Source organism: Trueperaceae bacterium (assembly GCA_036381035.1).
In the GTDB taxonomy this organism is placed as follows: Bacteria; Deinococcota; Deinococci; order Deinococcales; family Trueperaceae; genus DASRWD01.
Window position 1 is genome coordinate 76,836 of record DASVDQ010000089.1, and the last position, 19,374, is coordinate 96,209.

The 19,374-nt window shown below is 72.9% G+C and carries 17 protein-coding genes; 9 read left to right on the forward strand and 8 right to left on the reverse strand.

From position 1 onward, the window contains the following. Nucleotides 1-13: 13 nt before the first annotated feature. Nucleotides 14-1,333: a threonine synthase gene (gene thrC / locus VF202_10360; GenBank protein ID HEX7040507.1), complete on the reverse strand. Its 1,320-nt coding sequence runs from the start codon at nucleotides 1,331-1,333 to the stop codon at nucleotides 14-16. Continuing rightward, nucleotides 1,330-2,364, reverse strand: a complete 1,035-nt coding sequence (locus VF202_10365) for a homoserine dehydrogenase (protein HEX7040508.1) — start codon at nucleotides 2,362-2,364, stop codon at nucleotides 1,330-1,332. Before VF202_10365 ends, thrC begins: the two co-directional genes overlap by 4 nt. Nucleotides 2,365-2,475: 111 nt before the next feature. Between VF202_10365 and ychF the strand changes: the two genes are divergently transcribed. The 4 genes from ychF (at nucleotide 2,476) to VF202_10385 (ending at nucleotide 6,889) form a co-directional block, all read left to right on the forward strand. Beyond that, nucleotides 2,476-3,561, forward strand: a complete 1,086-nt coding sequence (gene ychF, locus VF202_10370; protein HEX7040509.1) for a redox-regulated ATPase YchF — start codon at nucleotides 2,476-2,478, stop codon at nucleotides 3,559-3,561. Between the two features lie 108 nt (nucleotides 3,562-3,669). Beyond that, nucleotides 3,670-4,275 (forward strand): helix-turn-helix domain-containing protein, encoded by a 606-nt coding sequence (locus tag VF202_10375; protein ID HEX7040510.1) that lies wholly within the window; start codon nucleotides 3,670-3,672, stop codon nucleotides 4,273-4,275. Nucleotides 4,276-4,556: 281 nt separating this feature from the next. Further along, nucleotides 4,557-4,745 carry a hypothetical protein gene (locus tag VF202_10380; GenBank protein HEX7040511.1) on the forward strand — a complete coding sequence of 63 codons (189 nt, stop codon included), beginning with the start codon at nucleotides 4,557-4,559 and terminating at the stop codon, nucleotides 4,743-4,745. Next, on the forward strand, nucleotides 4,742-6,889 hold the full coding sequence (locus VF202_10385; protein HEX7040512.1) for a BspA family leucine-rich repeat surface protein: 2,148 nt from the start codon (nucleotides 4,742-4,744) through the stop codon (nucleotides 6,887-6,889). Before VF202_10380 ends, VF202_10385 begins: the two co-directional genes overlap by 4 nt. Nucleotides 6,890-7,012: 123 nt before the next feature. Here VF202_10385 and VF202_10390 read toward each other — a convergent pair whose 3' ends face one another. After that, entirely contained in the window at nucleotides 7,013-9,664 is a 2,652-nt protein-coding gene (locus VF202_10390; GenBank protein ID HEX7040513.1) for a POTRA domain-containing protein, read from the reverse strand. Nucleotides 9,665-9,738: 74 nt separating this feature from the next. Between VF202_10390 and VF202_10395 the strand changes: the two genes are divergently transcribed. Beyond that, nucleotides 9,739-10,581 carry a purine-nucleoside phosphorylase gene (locus tag VF202_10395; GenBank protein ID HEX7040514.1) on the forward strand — a complete coding sequence of 281 codons (843 nt, stop codon included), beginning with the start codon at nucleotides 9,739-9,741 and terminating at the stop codon, nucleotides 10,579-10,581. Between the two features lie 64 nt (nucleotides 10,582-10,645). Further along, the gene (locus VF202_10400; GenBank protein HEX7040515.1) at nucleotides 10,646-11,152 is read left to right on the forward strand and encodes a DivIVA domain-containing protein; all 507 of its coding nucleotides are present in this window, start codon (nucleotides 10,646-10,648) and stop codon (nucleotides 11,150-11,152) included. Between the two features lie 101 nt (nucleotides 11,153-11,253). Here the strand turns inward: VF202_10400 and VF202_10405 are convergent, their stop codons facing one another. Continuing rightward, nucleotides 11,254-11,697 (reverse strand): SUF system NifU family Fe-S cluster assembly protein, encoded by a 444-nt coding sequence (locus VF202_10405; GenBank protein ID HEX7040516.1) that lies wholly within the window; start codon nucleotides 11,695-11,697, stop codon nucleotides 11,254-11,256. Then, nucleotides 11,697-12,923 carry a SufS family cysteine desulfurase gene (locus tag VF202_10410; protein ID HEX7040517.1) on the reverse strand — a complete coding sequence of 409 codons (1,227 nt, stop codon included), beginning with the start codon at nucleotides 12,921-12,923 and terminating at the stop codon, nucleotides 11,697-11,699. The genes VF202_10405 and VF202_10410 overlap by 1 nt, the downstream gene beginning before the upstream one ends. A gap of 78 nt (nucleotides 12,924-13,001) precedes the next feature. Here VF202_10410 and recF point away from each other — a divergent pair, with 78 nt between their 5' ends. Genes recF through gpmI form a run of 3 tightly spaced genes read left to right on the forward strand, consistent with a single transcriptional unit; the run spans nucleotide 13,002 to nucleotide 16,577 of the window. Further along, nucleotides 13,002-14,069 carry a DNA replication and repair protein RecF gene (recF, locus tag VF202_10415; protein HEX7040518.1) on the forward strand — a complete coding sequence of 356 codons (1,068 nt, stop codon included), beginning with the start codon at nucleotides 13,002-13,004 and terminating at the stop codon, nucleotides 14,067-14,069. A gap of 40 nt (nucleotides 14,070-14,109) precedes the next feature. Further along, complete coding sequence (locus VF202_10420) at nucleotides 14,110-15,036, forward strand: DUF721 domain-containing protein (protein ID HEX7040519.1); 927 nt, start codon at nucleotides 14,110-14,112, stop codon at nucleotides 15,034-15,036. 20 nt (nucleotides 15,037-15,056) lie between these two features. After that, nucleotides 15,057-16,577 (forward strand): 2,3-bisphosphoglycerate-independent phosphoglycerate mutase, encoded by a 1,521-nt coding sequence (gene gpmI / locus VF202_10425; protein ID HEX7040520.1) that lies wholly within the window; start codon nucleotides 15,057-15,059, stop codon nucleotides 16,575-16,577. A 151-nt stretch (nucleotides 16,578-16,728) separates the two neighbouring features. On the opposite strand, the gene groL is transcribed toward gpmI, so the two are convergent. The 3 genes from groL to VF202_10440 form a co-directional block, all read right to left on the reverse strand. Next, a complete protein-coding gene (groL, locus tag VF202_10430) occupies nucleotides 16,729-18,366 on the reverse strand; it encodes a chaperonin GroEL (GenBank protein ID HEX7040521.1) in 1,638 nt (545 codons plus the stop codon). A 42-nt stretch (nucleotides 18,367-18,408) separates the two neighbouring features. Beyond that, entirely contained in the window at nucleotides 18,409-18,711 is a 303-nt protein-coding gene (gene groES / locus VF202_10435) for a co-chaperone GroES (protein HEX7040522.1), read from the reverse strand. 226 nt (nucleotides 18,712-18,937) lie between these two features. Then, entirely contained in the window at nucleotides 18,938-19,267 is a 330-nt protein-coding gene (locus tag VF202_10440; GenBank protein ID HEX7040523.1) for an FUN14 domain-containing protein, read from the reverse strand. Nucleotides 19,268-19,374: the final 107 nt, after the last annotated feature.

The following is a 19,374-nucleotide window of genomic DNA, read 5'->3' on the forward strand; positions in this document are numbered from 1 at the left end:
CGCGAGCGTCCCCTCAGCCGTTCGCCGCCGCGAGCAGCGCCGACCTCAGCGCGGCGGGATCGGCACGAAGCGGCAGCGCTCGCCTCTCGGCCCGCGCGAGGCGCGCTAGTCCCTCGTGCGCCGGCGGCGCGGCACCGGTGGCGCGCGCGACCGTGTCGGGGAACTTGGCCGAGTGGGCGGTCGCCAGCGCGACGGCGGGACCGGTCCTCCCCCGGGCGCGCTCGCGGTGGGCGGCCTCCACGGCCACGGCCGTGTGGGGGCACGCCACGTAGCCGCGGCGCGCGTGCAGGTCGCGCATCCGGGCCAGGGTCGTGGCGTCGTCGACGGCCTGCCCCGTCACCCTGCCCCGCAGCCCCTCGCCGTAGAGGGCGTAGAGCCGCTCGAAGTTCGACGGCCCGCCCACGTCCATCGCGCTCGACAGGGTCCTCACGCTGCCCGCGAACCCGTAGGGCTTCGCGCGGCCCTCCAGGAACCGCACGAAGTAGTCGTTGGCGTTGTGCGCCGCCACGAACGAGGAGCCGAGGCCCGCCAGGTCGGCGGCGAGGAGGCCGGCCGTGAGGTTCCCGAGGTTCCCGCTGGGGACGACGTACCAGGGCTCGCGCTCCTCGCCGAGCCGCCGCAGCTGCACGGCGGCCCACAGGTAGTAGACGACCTGAGGCAGGAGCCTGCCGACGTTGATCGAGTTGGCCGTGGAGAGGCCGAGGGGTCCCAGCTCGGGGTCGGCGAGGGCGGACTTCACCAGCCGCTGGCAGTCGTCGAAGGTCCCCTCGACGGCGAAGGCGGTGACGCCCGGACGCACGGCCGTGAGCTGCGCCTCCTGCACGTCAGAGACCTGGCCGCGCGGGTAGAGGACGGCCACGCGCAGCGACCCGAGCCCGGCGAAGGCGTCGGCGACGGCGCCGCCGGTGTCCCCCGAGGTCGCCACGAGCACCGTGGCGCTGCGTCCTCTCCGGGCGAGGGCCGCGTCCATCAGGCGCGCCATCGCGCGGGCGCCCACGTCCTTGAACGCCGCCGTGGGCCCGTGGAACAGCTCGAGCACGTGAAGGTCGTCGTCCAGCTCGACCACGGGCAAGGGGAAGTCGAGGGCACCCGCGAACAGCGCCTCGACCTCTCCGGCGGGCAGCCCCAGGAGCGGAGGCAGCACCGCCGCAGCGACCTCGGCGGGGTGCATGGCATCGCGCCACGCCTCCGCGGCAGCCGGCAGGTCCGCCGGGAGGTAGAGCCCGCCGTCCGGCGCGAGGCCGCGCAGCAGCGCCTCCTCGAACGAGACCTCTGGCGCGGCGCCGCGCGTCGAGCGGTAGCGCACTTCCGCCGCCGGGCGGGCTGGTCTCATGCCGCGACGGCCTCGGCGCCGGCGGGCAACGCGGACGGACCGGCGACCGCGAGCGCGGCGCCCGCGTCGGCGGCGTTGGCGACGGGGGCGTGGCCTCGTCCGCCCGCCAGCGCGGCCATCACGTCGGACACGACGGCCGTGGCCGTGGCCCCGCCGCCCGCGCCCGGCCCGCGCACGGTCACCTCGCCCAGCGGTCGGCCGGTGAACACGAGGGCGTTCGCGGGACCGGAGACGACCAGGGGGTGGCCGCCCGGCAGCGACACGGGACGCACCGCCGCCCGCCAGCCCGCTTCGGTCGGGAAGACGCTGGCGACGAGCCGCACGCCGCGTCCGCGCGCCGCGTGGGCGATCACGACCTCGCGCGGCAGGCCGGCCACGCCGCGGGTCGCGGCGCGCACGTCCACGAAGGTCAGGCCCGGGTCGAAGGCGAGGCGCGCCAGCAGGGCGACCTTGTGGGCGGCGTCGATGCCCGCGACGTCGAGCGTGGGGTCGGCCTCGGCGAAGCCCGCCTCCTGGGCGCGGCGCAGCGCCGCCTCGTAGCTGGAGCCCGCCTCCATGTCGCTGAGTATCGCGTTGCAGGTGCCGTTGAGCACGGCGTGCAGGGTCACCGGGCGGCAGCCGCGGAGCGCGCCGGTGAGGGCGCCCACCACCGGCGCGCCGGCCATCACGGCGGCCTCGCACCACACCAGGCCTTCACGCAGGTAGGGGGCGAACTCGTCCCAGCGCTCGGCCAGGGCGGCCTTGTTGGCCGTGACGACGGCGGCGCCGCGCGCCAGCGCGGCCAGCGCCAGGTCGGCGGCCGCTCCGGTGCCGCCCGCCACCTCGACGAGCACGTCGGCGTCGTCCGCCGCGGCGGCGTCGGCGGTGACGAGGTCGCGCCAGCCCGCGAAGGAGCGCTCCTTGCCCGCGTCGCGCACCACTACCGCCGCCGGCTCGACCCCCGCCACCTCGCGCAGCAGCTCCACGGCGCGCGACCCGACCGTCCCGGCGCCCACGACCACGACCCGCCTACGCCCCGTCCCAGACGGCATGCGCGCGACTGTATCACGCGGGCCGCGGCGCCTCGGACCCGCGAGCTTCTGGTATGCTCCCCCTTCGGCGCCGAACGCGCCGGAACGGCCCTGCGGCCGCGGGAGTGGGATTTGCTAGGGATCGGCATCGTGGGGCTGCCCAACGTGGGCAAGTCCACCCTGTTCAACGCGATCACCAAGGCGGGCGTCGAGGCGGCCAACTACCCGTTCGCGACGATCGACAGGAACGTCGGCGTGGTGGCCGTGCCGGACGAGCGCCTCGAGGCGCTGCGCCGTCTCTACGCCAAGCCGGGCCGCGACGTGCCCGTCATCCCCACCAGCGTCGAGTTCGTCGACATCGCCGGGCTGGTCAAGGGCGCCTCGCAGGGCGAGGGCCTGGGCAACCAGTTCCTGGCGCACATCCGCGAGGTGGCAGCCATCGCCCACGTCGTGCGCTGCTTCGACGACCCCAACGTCGTCCACGTCGCCGGCAAAGTGGACCCCGCCGCCGACATCGCGGTCATCGAGACGGAGCTGATGCTCGCCGACCTGGCCGCGCTCGAGCGCCGCCACGAGCGCCTGCGCCGCAGCGCGAAGGGCGACCCCGACGACGCGGCCCTGCTGAAGGTGGTCGAGGCGCTGATGGCGAGGCTGGAGGAGGGCGTCCCGGCGCGCCGCAGCGGCGTCGCGGCGCCCGCGTCCCTGGGGCTCATCACGGCCAAGCCCGTGATCTACGTCTGCAACGTCGCCGAGGAGGACGTGGCCACCGGCAACGACCACGTCGAGGCGGTCCGGGCGATCGCCGCCGAGGAGTCGGCCGACGTGGTCGTGGTCTCGGCGCGCATCGAGGAGGAGCTGGCCCAGCTCGAGCCGGAGGAGCAGCGGGCGTTCCTCGCCGACATGGGCCTCGAGCGCTCCGGCCTCGAGCGCCTCATCAGGACGGGCTACCACACGCTGGGCCTCATCACGTTCTTCACCGCCGGCGAGAAGGAGGTCCGGGCCTGGACCGTCAAGCAGGGCACCAAGGCGCCGCAGGCCGCCGGCGAGATCCACTCTGACTTCGAGCGCGGCTTCATCAGGGCCGAGGTGATCGGCTGGGAGGAGCTCGTCGCCGCCGGCAGCATCGCCGCGGCGCGCGCGAAGGGCCAGCTCCGCGTCGAGGGCAAGGAGTACGTCGTGAGGGACGGCGACGTCATCCACTTCCTGTTCAACGTCTGAGGTCGAACCGGGCCGTCCCCCGTCGGCCCCGCGCCGCGACAGCACGTAGGCCGCGTGTGTCACGTCTCATCTACGTGGCGGTATCGTCGTCGTCAGGAGGACGTGCTCGTGAGCACGGTGAAGCGCAGCCCGGTACTCGATCAGCGGCAGGCCGAGAGCGGCGAGGTCTTGCTCTTCCCCGGCCGCTCCGACCACCTCTATCGCCTCAAGGGCGGGCTCATCCGCCTGTACACCGTCGACGACGACGGCACCGGCGTCACCCTGCGCTACGTCAAGCAGGGCGGCTACTTCGGCGAGGAGGCGCTCACGGGCGAGCAGCGGCGCTACTTCGCCGAGGCCGTGACGCCGTCGGTCGTCGAGGTCATAGACCCCGCCGGGCTCGACGAGGCCGAGCTGCGGCGCCTCGCGACAGTGCTGGCGGCGGCGCTCGACGGCATGGGCCGCGCCCTGCACCGCCTGGCGGGGAAGCCGCTGCGCGCGCGCGTGGCCGCCGAGCTCCTGGAGCTCTCCGACTCCGACCTCTCCGGACGCAGTCCCGACGGCGCCCCGATGGTCTACATCACCCACGACGAGCTCGCCACCGCGGTGGGCTCGGTGCGCGAGACGGTCACGAAGGTCGTGGGCGAGCTCGTGCGCCTCGGCGCGATCCGCGCCGGCTACGGCAAGATCACGGTGCGCGACGAGCGGGTCCTGCGCGAGGTCGCTGGCGAGTAGGACCCACGGGTGGGCGCCGCCGAGGGCCCCGGAGGCGTGACGTGCGGCGCCCGGCTCGACCCGGTCGCTCCCACGTCCTGAGCCAGCCTCACAGCGCTGCTCTTCTGCCCCGCCGGCGCCGTGCGCGCCGCCCGCGCCCACCCCACCTGCGCCTGCGACCGCCTGCCCGGCTGTGGGACATCTAACGCCCACCGCGCGGTGAGAGGGCTATGAGTGACCGAGGGGGGAGTCCGTCTTAGACCCACCGTCCTCGATCCATAGCTGACCCCCGGGAGAACACCATGACAACTTGGCTGCGGCTTCCCGCCGCGCCCGCGCTGCGCCGCTTCGGCGCCGGCGCGGACGAGGCGCAGCGCGTCCTTCTCGGCACGAGCCACGACCCGGTCGACACGAGCGTCGACGCCTACGTCACCACCCTTCGCAGGACCGGAGAGGCGACGCCCGCCCGCGGTCGCGGAGGCCCGCGGTGAGGCGCGCCAGCCGCGCCGTCGCGGCGCTGCTCCTGCTGACCCTCATCGCCTGCGGAGGACCGAGCGCCCCTCTGCTCGGCGAGCCGAGCCTGCTCGGCGTGACGCCGAGCAGCGTGTCCCAGGAGGGCGCCGAGGTGACCATCACCGGCGCCAACCTCTTCCAGGCCGTCGCGGGCACCGCGCTGCCCGACGAGCTGAGCGCCACGCTGTGCGGCGCCGGCCTCGTCGACCTCGAGGTCCAGGGCGAGACGCGCACCGTGTCCCTGCCGTCGGTGGGCACGGCCGAGGTGCGCGTGGGCGACACGGTCACCGGGACACTGGAGAGCCACGACGCGACCGGCTCGAGCGCCCTCGTGCTCACGCTCCCCGACGGGCGCGAGCTCACGCTGGAGGACGCCGTCACCTGCTACGACCCCGCACCCGCCGTCACCGGCTTCGAGCTGGACACGGAGACCGCGGGCGTCGGGCAGCCGGTCACGTTCACCTGGCAGGCCGAGAGCCCCGACGGGCTCGACCTCACCTGCAGCCTCGACCCCGGCGACGGCAGCGCGCCGATCGCGCCCGGCGACTGCGGGAGCGGCAGCGTCGTCCACACCTACGCCACCGAGGGCGACATCACGGCCACGCTCACGGTCACCGACAGCGAGCAGCGCGAGACCGTGACCGAGCTGGCGTTCCACGTCTCCTTGGTGCCGCCCGAGGCGAAGACGGACGAGGTCACCGTGAACGTCCTCGACCTGCCGCTCGACATCCCCGTCGCCGACCTCCTCGCCAACGACGTCGGCCTGGGCCTCTCCGTCGTAGCTGTCGCGCCGACCGGCCGCGTCACCCTCAGCGGCGGCACCGTCACCTACGACCCCGGCTCCGACTACGACCACCTCGGCACCGCCGACAGCGCCGTCGACACCTTCACCTACACGATCAGCGACGCCGACGGGGTGACGGCGGTCGGCGAGGTGCAGGTGACGGTCACCGGACAGGACCGCGTGCTAGGCCTCACCGTCTCCGTCCCGGACGGTGTGGGCGCGCTCTACCCCGGCCTGGAGGTCGAGCTGCAGGCCGACGTCGACGTGGCCGGAGCGGCCAGCACCGACGTCACCTGGGAGAGCAGCGACGAGGGCGTCGCCACCGTCGACGCCAGCGGCAAGGTGCGGGCCGAGAGCGTCGGCGACGTCACCATCACCGCCACCAGCGTCTACGACTCCTCCTTCGAGGCCAGCGTGGACCTCACTGTGGACTCGCCGCTCACGCTGCGCATCGACCTGACCCTGCCGGAGGTCGTGGGCACCACCTTCCAGCTCCCGATCTCCGGCCTCGGCGAGGTCACCGTCTACTGGGGCGACGGCGACAGCGAGACCATCACGAAACCCGCCATGCCGCAGCACGAGTACGCCGCCGCAGCGGCCTACACCATCAACGTCACCGGTACGCTCACGAGCGGGGCCCGCTTCGGCGTCGGCATAGGCGTCGGCAACGACGACGGCGAGTACCTGAACGCCGCGGCCGTCACCTCCCTCGACTCCTGGGGCGACTTCCAGTTCGTGAGCCTCGCCCAGGCCTTCGTCGACGCCGTCAACCTGACGAACGTTCCAGGCCACATCCCCTCCACGGTGACCGACCTGACCGAGGCCTTCAGGAACGCCGAGAAGTTCGACGACGACATCGGCGGCTGGGACACCAGCAACGTCACGTCCATGGCCTACATGTTCGACCGAGCGCTCCTCTTCGATCAGGACATCGGCGGCTGGGACACCAGCAACGTCACGACCATGAGGTCCATGTTCGCCCTCGCGACGGAGTTCGACCAGGACATCAGCGACTGGGACACCAGCGAGGTCACGGACATGGCGTACATGTTCAGCCTCGCCTACGAGTTCAACCAGGACATCAGCGGCTGGAACACCAGCAAGGTAACCAGCCTGCGGGCCACGTTCTCAGACGCCTATGCGTTCGACCAGGACATCGGCGACTGGGACACCAGCCAGGTCACGGACATGCACAGCCTCTTCCTGAACGCGACGAGCTTCGACCAGGACCTCACCGGCTGGTGCGTCGTGCAGTTCGAGGACGAGCCGACGAACTTCAGCAACGGCTCGGCCCTCCAGCCCGGGAACCATCCGCATTGGGGCGAGCCCTGCACCTAGTCGCCCTCGCCCACCGCCACGGCCCTCCACGGGCCTAGGCCGAGGGCTGTCCGTACGGGAGCTCGGGCGGCGACCCCTCGCGGGGTCGCCGCCCTTCCTTCGCGCCCTGGCGACGCGACGGGATCAGAACACCGGCCCCACCCTGAAGCTGAACACGCCGGTGGGGTGGCGCTGACTGAAGGCGTAGTCGAGGCGCACCGCCGGCAGCAGCACGCCGCCGAAGCCGAGGTTGACCTGCACGCCCACGCCCGCCGAGGCGAACAGCGGCGTCTGGTACTCGGGGAAGCCAGGCACCGTCGACGCCCAGCCGAGGTCGACGAACGCCACGCCTATCACCGTCTGCGTGGCGAACGTCGAGAGCTGGAAGTCGTAGCGGTACTCGAAGCTGCTGGTCATGTAGGTGCGCGAGAGACCGAAGTCCTCGCGCCGGTAGCCGCGGATCTGCGTGGCGACGTCCACGCTCTGGCCCACGAAGAAGCGCTTGCTCGTCGGGTAGAGGCCGCCGAACTGGTGACCGAGGTCGAGGCGCACGCCGAAGACGTGGTTCTCGTCCTGCACCTGCTCCGGCACCACGTCGGCGAGCTTGAAGTACGTGCGCGCGCCCAGGGTCGCCTGCTCGTAGACGTAGGTGACCCGGTCGTCGGTGTCCGGGTGCAGGAAGTCGTTACCGAAGCCCACGCCCAAGGAGCCGTAGGCGGCCACGCCCTCGGTGGGGAAGTCGGCGTTGTCGCGGTCGTCGTAGCTCACGCGCGCGCTGGTGAAGCCAGAGAGGCCCGACGTGGGCAGGTACTGCAGCGACTCGCTCTCGGGCAGGAAGCAGTTGTGCGGGTTCTGGATCTCGTCGCCCTCGATCTCGCACGGCGTGCGCACCGGCTCGAGCATGTACTGCGTGTACGAGCCGCTGGCGCCGAAGCTCACCGAGATCTCCGGCGTCAGGGGCCGCGCGACCGTGAACCCGAAGCCGGTGGAGCGCGAGGTGTACTCGCCCACCCGCACGCGGTTCTCCTCGGTCTCCGGCAGCCCCGGGTACTGGATCGTCGTCTGCCCGCCGGCCGTCAGCGGCTGGTTGTTCGCCACCACGCTGAACAGCGACGCCGACAGCGATGTCGGCACCTCCTGGAGGTCGAGGTAGTCGACGTAGAGCCACGGCACCTCGTAGCTCACCCTGCCGCCGAGCATGAACCCCACGTCGGTGCTGGAGGCCGTCACCTCGCCGCTCACCGAGTGAGCCAGGCCGAGGAAGTCGCGCTCGTTGTAGCTCAGGCTCGCCGAGAACCCCGTGTCCGTCGCGTACTGCGCCGCCGGACGCAGCTCGCCGGTCGAGCGGTCCCGCACCGTCACGACCACGTTCACCTGGTCGTTCTCGCCGGTGGGCTCGAGCGCGTAGTTCACCACGTCCACCACGCCCAGGCGGGCCACGTCGAGCAGCCCCTCGACGATCCGCTCGTCGTTCACCACGGTGCCCACGTCAGGCAGGTAGCGCGTGATGACCCGCGGGTCCGTCCCGCCCTGCCGACCGTCGTAGGCGACCTCGTACCCGGCCACCTTCAGCTCGGTGACGCGCTGGATGTAGGTGCCGTCGTCGTAGGAGAAGTCGGGCGCCGTGAGGATGCGGTAGCCGGCGTCCTGGTAGGCGCGGACGATCTGCCGGAAGTCCTCGTCGGCCACGGCCGACGCGAAGTTGTCGCCCACCTCGGTGCGCAGGACCGCGCGCAGCTCCTCGTCGGAGAGGACCGTGTTCCCCTCGAACTCGATGCGCTGCACCGGCCCCGCGGTCTCCGGCGCGCCCAGCCGGAACGTCACGCGCACGCCGCCACTTGGCGACACGGCCGCCTCGAGCTGGATGTCGCTCGAGCGCCCCCGCGCCAGGCGACGCACGTCCTCCAGCAGCGTGTCGTAGTTGAACAGGTCGCCCGGCTTCAGGCTCAGGTCGGCGGGGTCGACGCCCAGCGCGGTCGTGTCGATCGAGGCGATCGTCAGCTCCCTTATCGCCACGTCCAGCACCCCGCCGGAGAGGCTCGTGGCGTTCACGTCCACCCCCGAGCCGCGGTAGCCGAGCGCCGCGTAGCGGTTCGACACGGCCTGCAGCGCCTGGCGGTAGAGCTGCGGGTCGAAGCCCTCGGCGTCGACGACGCCCCGGAAGATCTGCCCCAGCTCGGACTCCTCGAGCACCGTGTTCCCCGAGAAGCGCGCCTCCTCCACCTCGGCGCTCTCGTCCACGACGTAGGTGAGGCGCACCGGGACGTCGTCCTCCGACTCGGCCAGGTCCGGCGCCGGCGCCACCTCCAGGTTCACCTCGACGTCGAACGGGAAGCCCGACTGACGGTACGCCTGCCTGATCGTGTCCCGCGCCTCGCTGGCGCGGATCGTGTTGTACACGCGTCCGGGCGCCAGCAGGTGCGTCGAGGCCAGGACCTCGCGCAGCGCGTCCTGCGACAGCGACTCCACCCCGTCGAACTCGACCTCGCCGATGTGCGGGTTCTCAACCACGCGCACGACCAGCACCGGTCCGGCGCCGCCCTCCTCGATCTCCACGCTCACGCTCTCGAACGTGCCCAGGCTGTAGACGCGGTTGCGCTCCGCCTCCAGGTCCACCGACGCCGCGTCGGTGCCCGCGCGCGTCGTGATGATCGTCCGCACGATGTCCGCGTAGGTCGTCGTGCCCTCGACGCGCACCTCCACGATGCGGCCGGAGGGTGCCACCTGGGCCAGGGCCGAGAGCTGTGATGCGAGGGATAGGCAGAACGCGAGCACGACGGCTAGGCGGCGCGGCATGCGGGCATCTTACCTAGGCGCATGAGACGGCGGTGCGCCGTGCCGATGGGCCTCGGACCGTTATCATCGCCGCCATGAGCCAAGCTGACGCCGCGCGCCTCGTCGGCGACCCCGGCCAGGTCCCGGCGGCCGCCAGGGTGGTGCGGGAACGCACCGCGCTGGTGCCGCGGATCGGGCTGATCCTCGGCTCGGGTCTGGGCGCGCTCGCCGACGAGGTCGACGGCGTCTCGGTCCCCTACGCCGAGCTCCCCGGCATGCCCGTCTCCTCCGCCCCTGGACACGCGGGCCGCCTGCACGTGGGCTACCTCGAGGGTCGCGAGGTCGCCGTCATGCAGGGCCGCGCGCACCTCTACGAGGGGTTCACCGCGGCGCAGGTCACTTACCCGGTCGCGTTGCTGGCCGCGCTCGGCGTGAGGTCGGTGGTCGTGACGAACGCCTGCGGCGGCCTGGACCCGAAGTTCCGCGCCGGCGAGCTGATGCTGCAGGTCGACTTCATCAACATGACGGGCCAGAACCCTCTGATAGGCCCGCTCCCCGACCCCGCGCTCGAGCGCTTCCCCGTGATGTTCGACTGCTACGACCCGGCGTACCGCGAGGCGGCACGCAGCGCGGCGCTGCGCCACGGCATCGCGCTCCGGGAGGGCGTCTACCTGGCGATCAGCGGGCCGAGCTACGCCACGCGGGCCGAGCTGCGCGCCTACCGGACCCTGGGCGCCGACGCCATCGGCATGTCGACGGTCCTCGAGGTGCTGCGCGCCAGGCAGCTCGGCATGAGGGTGCTGGGCATCTCCGCCATCACCGACATGGCCATCCCCGACTCGGACGAGCACGCCACGGGCGAGGAGGTCGTGGCGATGGCGGAGCGCATGGGCGAGTCGTTCAAGCGGCTCGTGCGCGCGGTGCTGCCGGAGCTGTGATGGGCGGTGCCGCCGCGACCGTGAGGCGCGCCGCGCCGCGAGCGCGCGGGCAGGAGGTGCGAAGGTGCGGCTGAGCCCGCTCGAGATCGAGCACATGGAGTTCCCGCGCGGCGCGGGCGGCTACCAGCGGCGCCACGTGCGCGACTTCCTCGAGCGCGTGGCGTCCGAGGTCGCCGACCTCCTCAAGGAGGTGCAGGACCTCCAGGGCGAGCTCGACGCCTCCCGGCAGCAGGTCGCCGAGCTGCAGGCGAAGGAGGCCGAGCTCCAGCGCGCCGTGATCGCCGCCGAGCGCATCGCCAACGAGATCAAGGAGAACGCCAAGCGCGAGGCCAAGCTGATCCTCGACGAGGCCGAGCGCGTGCGGGAGCGCCGCCTCGCCGACCTCGACGCCGAGGTGGCCCGCACGCGCGCCGACCTCGATCGGCTGCAGCGCGAGCAGGCGCTGTTCCGCGAGCAGTTCCGCGCGCTGCTGCAGGCCTACTCCCGATCGCTGGAGGCGCTGGGCGGCAAGACGACGGCCGGGGAGGACGCGGCGGAGGCGGCGACCGTCCCGCAGAACGCGGGCGAGTAGCGGCCCGCCCCTCGGGCGCGGTCCGGAGGCGATCCTCTCGCCGACGACCGGCTCGGCGTTCGGGCCCGGGCCGCCGTGCCGGGTCGGGCGAGCCCGTCCTCCTAGCGCGCTCCGGGACGCGCCGCGCCCAGCTCGGCCAGGGCGTGCTCGAGCGTCACCCACGGCAGGGTCGCGCACTTCACGCGGGCGTGCAGCTTGCTGACTCCCTTGAGTACCCGCGCCTCGCCGAGCCTCTCGGCGGGCTCCTCGCCCCTGACCATGGCCTTGAAGTCGACGGCGAGGCCCAGGGCCTCGTCGGCAGCCTTGCCCCGCACGGCCTCCGTCATCAGGCTGGCGGACGCCTGCGAGATCGCGCAGCCGACGCCCTCGAACGCCACGGTCTCGAGCCTGCCGTCATCGAGCGCGAGGTAGAGCGTGATCTCGTCGCCGCAGCCGGGGTTCACGCCGGGGTAGGCGACGTCGAAGCGCTCGGGCCGGTAGCGGTTGCGCGGGTGCCGCGAGTGCTCCAGCACCGCGGCCTGGTAGAGGTCGGCGAGCAGGCCCATCAGGCGAAGGCCGCGAAGTGCTCCACGACCCGCTCCAGGGCGGACACGAAGGCGTCGACCTCGGCGAGCTCGTTGTAGACGTAGAAGCTGGCCCTGGTGGAGGCGGCGATACCCAGCGCCTGGTGCAGCGGCTGGGCGCAGTGCTGCCCCGCCCGCACCGCGACGCCCTCGAGGTCGAGGGCGGTGGCCACGTCGTGGGCGTGCACACCGTCGACGACGAAGGTGACCAGCCCGACCCGACCCTCGCCCGGACCGACGAGCGTCACGCCGGGCAGCCCGCGCAGGCCCTCCACGGCGCGCGCCACGAGCGCCTCGTCGTGCCTCCTCACGGCCTCCATGCCGAGGCCGCGCAGGTACCTCACGGCCGCGGCGAAGCCGACGGCCTCGGCGATGCTGGGCGTGCCCGCCTCGAAGCGCTTCGGCGGCGGGGCGTAGGTGGTGCCCTCGAACGACACGCGCGAGATCATCTCGCCGCCGCCCATGTAGGGGGGCATCGCCTCGAGGAGCTCGGGCCGCGCCCACAGCGCGCCGATGCCCGTGGGGCCGAGCATCTTGTGCGCCGAGAACGCGTAGAAGTCGCAGCCCAGCGCGCTCACGTCCACCGGCAGGTGCGGTGCCGCCTGCGCGCCGTCGACGAGCAGCAGTGCACCCGCGGCGTGCGCGACCGCGGCGACCTCGGCCACGGGGTTCGCCGTGCCGAGCACGTTGCTCACGTGGAAGACGGCCACCAGCTTGGTGCGGGGGCCTACGGCCGCCCTGAGGGCGTCCATGTCGACGCGCCCCTGCTGGTCGAGCCCGACCGGGCGCAGCGCCGCCCCGCGCTCGGCCGCGACGATCTGCCACGGCACCACGTTGGCGTGGTGCTCGGCGACGGTCACGACGACCTCGTCGCCGGGTCCCAGGTTCGCGCGCCCCCAGCTCGCGGCGACGAGGTTGATGGCCTCGGTGGCGTTGCGCACGAACACCAGCCCCGCGGGGTCGGCGCCCACGAACGACGCCACCTCGGCGCGCGCCTCCTCGTACAGCGAGGTCGCCTCGACGGAGAGCACGTGCGCGCCGCGGTGCACGTTGGCGTGGTGACGGAAGTAGTACTCGCTCATCGCCTCGACGACCTGCCGAGGCTTCTGCGAGGACGCCGCGCTGTCGAGGTACACCAGCCGGCGGCCGTTGACCTCGCGCTCCAGGACTGGGAAGTCGGCCCTCAGCGAGCCTGCGTCTAGCGTCACGCCCGATGCTACCAACAGCGGGCGAGCCCTGACGTCCGCGCGGACGGCGCTCGGGACCCGCGGCGGTAGACTGCCGGGGTGCGCCTGCGGTCGCTCACGCAGCTCGCGTTCCGCAACCTCGTCACGCGCCGGGTCTCGTTCCCCGACGGCGTGGTGGCGGTGGTCGGGCAGAACGCTTCGGGCAAGAGCAACCTGCTGCACGCGGCCTACCTCGGCTGCAACGGCACCCTGGCCGCCGGCAACCTGGGCGACATGGTCGCGTTCGGGCACGAGGAGGCGTACGTCGGGGTCGAGGTGGAGCACCTGAGCGGCACGAGCCGCGTCGAGGTGGGCTTCGCCGCCGGGCGCAAGGTCGTGAGGCTCGACTCCCAGGTCTCTCGCGCCGCCGACGTCTCGCGCCACGTGGCCGCCGTGCTGGTGACGCCGGAGGACTCGGAGCTCGTGCACGGCTCGCCGAGCGCGCGCCGCTCGTTCCTCGACGCGCTGATCTCGAAGGTCTCGGCGCGCTACGCGGCGCTGGTGCGCGAGTACGGCCGGGTGCTCGAGCAGCGCAACGCGCTGCTGCGCCTCTCCCCGCGCGACGCCTCGCTGCCCGACTGGACGGCCCGCCTCGTGAGCGTGGGCGCGGAGGTGGACGCCATGCGCGACCGCCTCGTGCGGCGGCTCTGCCCTCTGGCGTCCGAGGTCTACCGCGACGTGTCGGGCGACGACGCGCCGTTCGGCGTCCGGCTGGCCCGCAACTGGGAGGGCGAGGACCTGGCCGCCGCCGTCGCCGCCACCCGCGCGGCGGAGCTGGCGCGCGGCGCCACCGTGGTCGGGCCGCACCGCGACGACCTCGAGCTGACCCTGGGCGGCATGGACGTGCGCGCCTTCGGGTCGCGTGGCGAGGCCCGCACCGCGGCGCTGGCCCTGCGCGTCGCCGAGTACCGCCTGCTCACCGAGCGGCACGGCGAGCCGCCGGTGTTGCTCGTCGACGACTTCTCGGCCGAGCTCGACGCCGACCGCCGCGCCTACCTGCTGTCGCTCACCGCCGGCACGCCGCAGGCGATCGTCACCGGCACCGAGCCGCCGCCGCACCACGACGCGCTGTTCCGCGTCATGGACGGCGAGGTCGCGCTCATCGACGCGGTGGGGGCGCCGGCGTGATGGCGTCCGACCCGACGCCGGCGCGCTCGGAGGGCGCGGCGTGAGGGGCGGCGGGCCCCGCAGCGCCGGCGAGCTCATCGCCGAGGTGTTCCGCCGCAAGGGCATGCGGCGGTCGCTGCGGCGGGCGGAGGCGGTGCTGCTGTGGCCCCGCGTCGTCGGCCGCGACGTCGCGCGCTTCAGCTCCGCCAGGGCGTTCCGCGACGGCGTGCTGTACGTGGACGTCACCGACTCCGAGACCGCGATGCACCTGAACATGCAACGTCAGCGCTTCGTGGCCGTCTACCACGAGACCTACGGCCTGCGCGAGGTGAAGGACGTGCGCTTCCAGGCCGGCCGGCTCGCGGCCGCAGACGGGGAGGCGGGAGCCGCCCAGGGCGAACGGCCCGACCCCGACCCCGCCGAGGTGGCGAGCCTGGAGCGGGCCGTCGACGACGCCGAGCTGCCCGGTGACATCGCCGACGTCGCCCGCGCGGCGGCGCGGACGCTGGCGGGCCACTGGGCCAGGCAGCGCGCCGCCGGCCACGCGCCCTGCCCCACGTGCGGCGCGCTCCACGACGGCGCCGTGGCCGGCCTGTCGCCGCGCGAGCGTCGCCTGGCCGAGCTCGGCCGCCACAGCGCGGAGCTGCGCGACCGCGAGCTGTGCCCGAGCTGCCGACGCGCGGCCAGGGAGCCCCGCGTGGTCGCGGCGGCCCGGCGCCTGGCGCTGGCCCCCGCCGAGCCGCACCACGAGCTGTCAGTCGAGGAGGCCGCGGTCGCCCACCGCCTGGCCGCCATCTACCTGGAGGAGACCTTGGAGGACCTTCTGCCCCGCGTCGTCTCCGACGCCTCCCTGCGCCCCCACCTGGAGCGGGCGGCCCGGTGCCGCGCCGCGCTGGCCACGGGCAGGGACCCCGACGACCTCGCCGACGAGGACCTGCGCGTCCTCGACGAGCGCGTCGCGCGCGTGCTCGGCTGGACCTGGTCGTGACACGGGCCGCCCGGCCGGTGATGCTCGTCGTGCTCGACGGCTTCGGCCTCGCGCCGGCGGGGCCCGGCAACGCCGTCGACCTGGCCCACACGCCCTGCTTCGACGCCATCTGGCGGGCCGGGCCCCGCACGACGCTCGAGGCCTCCGGCAACGCCGTGGGCCTGCCCGCGGGCCAGATGGGCAACAGCGAGGTCGGCCACATGAACATCGGCGCCGGGAGGCGGGTCGTCCAGAGCCTCACCTACGTGCAGGAGCGGATCGAAGACGGAGGGTTCTTCGCGAACCCGGTGCTGCTGGAGACCTACGAGGCGGCACGAGCCGGCACCCTCCACCTGCTCGGCCTCGTCTCGGACGGCGGGGTCCACAGCGACCTCGGGCACCTGCTGGCGCTGCTCGACCTGGCCGCCAGGCTCAGGCTGCCGCGCGTGCGCGTGCACGCCTTCACCGACGGGCGCGACAGCGCCCCCGACGGGGCGCCCGGGTACCTGGCGGCGGTCGAGGGCAAGCTGGCCGAGGTCGCACGCGCCGGGGTGGACGCCCGCATCGCCACCGTCTCGGGCCGCTACTACGCCATGGACAGGGACAGGCGCTGGGACAGGACCGCCCGCGCCTACGACGCCGTCGTGTGCGGGCGCGCCGAGCACGCCGCGCCCACGGCGGCCGAGGCCGTGGGCGCGGCCTACGCGCGCGGCGAGACGGACGAGTTCGTGGTCCCCACCGTCGTCGGCGCGCCGGAGGCGATGCGCGACGGCGACGCCGTGTTCTTCTTCAACTTCCGGGCGGACCGCGCCAGGCAGCTCACCTACGCGCTCACGCAGCCGGGCTTCGACGGCTTCCCGCGCTGCGCGACGCCCCGCGTGCGCTTCGCCTCGCTCATGGAGTACGACCGCGAGCTGGGCCTGCCCTACGCGTTCGCTCTGCCCCCGCTGACCAGGGGCCTGTCCGAGGTCGTCTCGGGGGCCGGCCTGCGGCAGTACCACACCGCCGAGACCGAGAAGTACGCCCACGTGACCTACTTCTTCAACCTGCAGCGCGAGGAGCCGTTCCCCGGCGAGGAGCGCCTGCTCGTGCCCTCACCTAAGGTCGCCACCTACGACCTCCAGCCGGAGATGAGCGCGCCGGCCCTCACCGACGCGACGGTGGCGCGCATCGACCAGGGGGTGGACGACCTCGTGCTGATCAACTACGCGAACCCCGACATGGTGGGGCACACGGGCGTGTTGGAGGCGGCGGTGAGGGCGTGCGAGGCCGTCGACAGGGGCCTGGGCCGCCTCTTGGCCGCCTGGAGGGCCCGCGGCGGCACGGCCGTCGTGATCGCCGACCACGGCAACGCCGAGCAGATGCTCACCGCGGCGGGCGAACCGCACACGGCGCACACGTCGAACCCGGTGCCGTGCGTGCTCGTCTCCGACGACCCCGCCGTGGCCTCGCTGCGCCTGCGCGAGGGCGGAGCGCTCGGGGACGTGGCACCCACGGTCCTCGAGCTGATGGGCCTGCCGCAGCCCGACGAGATGACGGGGCGCTCGCTCATCGAGCGCTGAGCCGCGACGAGAGGACCGCCGCCCGGCGGGCTGCCGGGAGGAGGTAGCGTTCCCTTCGTGAGCTGGGCTTAGAAGTCCATGCCTCCGCCCACATGACGCCGCCGCCCGGCATGCGACCGGGCGGCGGTAGCGTTCTCTTCGGGAGCTGGGCCTAGAAGTCCATCCCGCCCATGTCGCCACCGGGCACGCCGGCGGCCTTCTCCTCCTTCTCGGGGTGCTCAGAGATCACCACTTCGGTGGTCAGGAGCAGGCCCGCGATGGAGGCCGCGTTCTGGAGCGCGGTGCGGGTGACCTTCGCCGGGTCGACGATGCCCGCGGCGAACATGTCGTCCACGAACGAGTCGGTGGCGGCGTTGTAGCCGAACTTGCCGTCGTTCTTCTGCCGGATGGCGTTGACGATCACGCTGCCTTCGGCGCCGGCGTTGGCCGCGATCTGGCGGGCGGGCTCCTCGAGGGCGCGCATGAGGATCTGGGCCCCGGTGCGCTCGTCGCCCTCGAGCGTGTCGGCGACCTGCTTGACGGCGTCCATGGCGTGGATCAGCGTCACGCCGCCGCCCGCGACGATGCCCTCCTCGACGGCCGAACGAGCCGTGGAGAGGGCGTCCTCGAAGCGGTGCTTCTTCTCCTTGAGCTCGGTCTCGGTGGCGGCACCGACGCGGATGACGGCCACGCCGCCGGCCAGCTTGGCGAGGCGCTCCTGGAGCTTCTCACGCGCGTAGTCGGAGTCGGTGGTCTCCAGCTCGGCCTTGATGCCCTTGATGCGCTCGTCGATGACCTTGCGGTCGCCCTGGCCCTCGATGATCGTGGTCTCGTCCTTGCTGGCGCGGACCCGCTTGGCGCGGCCCAGCTGGTTGAGGCGCACGTTCTCGAGCTTGTGGCCGAGCTCCTCGCTGATGACCTCGCCGCCGGTGACGGCCGCGATGTCCTTGAGCATCTCCTTGCGGCGGTCGCCGAAGCCGGGGGCCTTGACGGCGAGCACGTTCAGCGTGCCGCGGAGCTTGTTGAGGACGAGGGTCGCCAGCGCTTCGCCCTCGACGTCCTCGGCGATGATCAGGAGCGGCTTGCCGGTCTGGATGACCTGCTCGAGCACGGGCAGGAGGTCCTTCAGCGCGCTGATCTTCTTCTCGTGGATGAGGATGTAGGGGTCCTCGAGCACCGCCTCCATGGCGTCGGAGTCGGTGATGAAGTACGCGCTGATGTAGCCCTTGTCGAACTGCATGCCCTCGACGACGTCGAGCTCGGTGTCGAGGGTCTTCGACTCCTCGACCGTGATGACGCCGTCGCGGCCGACCTTGTCCATCGCCTCGGCGATGAGCTGGCCGACCGCGGCCTCGTTCGCGGAGATCGAGGCGACCTCGGCGACGGCCTTGCTGTCCTCGACGCTGCGCGCCAGGGCCTTGATGCGCTCGACGGCCGCGTCGACGGCCTTGTCGATGCCGCGCTTGAGGCCCAGCGGGCTGGCGCCGGCGGCGACGTTCCTCAGGCCCTCGCGGACGATCGCCTGGCCGAGCACGGTGGCGGTGGTCGTGCCGTCACCCGTGATCTCGTTGGTCTTGGTGGCGATCTCGATGAGGAGCTTGGCGCCGATGTTCTCGAGCGGGTCCTTGAGCTCGATGTCCTTCGCGACGGTCACGCCGTCCTTGGTGATGGTCGGGCCGCCGAACTTCTTCTCGAGGACGACGTTGCGCCCCTTCGGCCCGAGCGTGACCTTGACGGCGTTGGCGACGGCGTTGACGCCGCGCTCCAGCGCGCGCCGCGCCTCTTCCTTGTAGATCAGATCCTTGGCCATCTTCCCTCTACTTCCCTGTGTCTACCTGGGTGCTTGGCTGTCTCAGCCGAGGACGGCGTGGATGTCGCGCTGGCTCAGGATCATGAGCTCGCGCCCGTCGAGCTCGATCTCGGTCCCGCCGTACTTGGCGAAGACGACGGTGTCGCCCACCGCCACGTCGATCGGCTCGCGGGACCCGTTGTCGAGGTACTTGCCCGGGCCGACGGCGAGGACCTTGCCCCGCTGGCTCTTCTCCTTGGCGCTGTCGGGCAGCACCAGACCGCTGGCTGTGGTCTGCGGCTCGTCGATGACCTCGACGACGACCTTGTCGCCCAGCGGCTTCAGCGTCAGCTTCTGATCAGCCATGCTTCCTCCACTTTTCCGGATGTGCCTGTTTGGCACTCGACACCTGCGAGTGCCAACCACCCACAATGCTATCCATGCCCTTCCGAGGCTGTCAACTGCGCCCTATCAAGCTCTCTGTGCCGCCCGGGCTAAGCACACTTGACAACGACGCGCTCAAGTTCGGCGGCGGCCACGGGCCGGCCGGAGCGTGCTCGCCCCCGCGCCGCGCCTCCCCGGCGCCGGGCCCTCACCCGCGGCGCAGCCCGATGATGAACGCCGGGACGAAGGCGGCGGCGAACGGCACGTTGAAGGTGAGCAGCGCGATGAGCCCGCGCCACGTGCCCTGCAGCGACTCGCCGGAGAGCAGGGGGTCGACCCGCCGCTGCACGACGTCCCAGTTCACGCTCACGAACCCGGACCAGGCGAGGAGCTGCACCGCGATGAACAGCAGGCCGACGACCAGGGCGACGACCTTGCCCACCTTCTTCACCGCGTACCCGGCGACGAACCCGGCCACCGCGCCGAAGCCGATCTGCTCGACCCAGGGCCACACGGCCGACAGCTCGGGCACGTCCACGCGAGCGACGTTACCACGCTGCTGGACGATAGCCGTGCGCCACGCAGGGGTGCGAGGCGCCGGCGGGACGCGCCCGGGGGGCCTACGGTCCGCGGCCGCCTCAGACC

Excerpts from the sequence above, each read along its gene's own strand:
- thrC (HEX7040507.1), bottom strand. The coding sequence starts at position 1,333 with ATGAGACCAGCCCGCCCGGCGGCGGAAGTGCGCTACCGCTCGACGCGC.
- VF202_10365 (HEX7040508.1), bottom strand. The coding sequence starts at position 2,364 with ATGCCGTCTGGGACGGGGCGTAGGCGGGTCGTGGTCGTGGGCGCCGGG.
- VF202_10380 (HEX7040511.1), top strand. The coding sequence starts at position 4,557 with ATGACAACTTGGCTGCGGCTTCCCGCCGCGCCCGCGCTGCGCCGCTTC.
- VF202_10390 (HEX7040513.1), bottom strand. The coding sequence starts at position 9,664 with ATGCCGCGCCGCCTAGCCGTCGTGCTCGCGTTCTGCCTATCCCTCGCA.
- VF202_10395 (HEX7040514.1), top strand. The coding sequence starts at position 9,739 with ATGAGCCAAGCTGACGCCGCGCGCCTCGTCGGCGACCCCGGCCAGGTC.
- VF202_10405 (HEX7040516.1), bottom strand. The coding sequence starts at position 11,697 with ATGGGCCTGCTCGCCGACCTCTACCAGGCCGCGGTGCTGGAGCACTCG.
- gpmI (HEX7040520.1), top strand. The coding sequence starts at position 15,057 with ATGCTCGTCGTGCTCGACGGCTTCGGCCTCGCGCCGGCGGGGCCCGGC.
- groL (HEX7040521.1), bottom strand. The coding sequence starts at position 18,366 with ATGGCCAAGGATCTGATCTACAAGGAAGAGGCGCGGCGCGCGCTGGAG.
- groES (HEX7040522.1), bottom strand. The coding sequence starts at position 18,711 with ATGGCTGATCAGAAGCTGACGCTGAAGCCGCTGGGCGACAAGGTCGTC.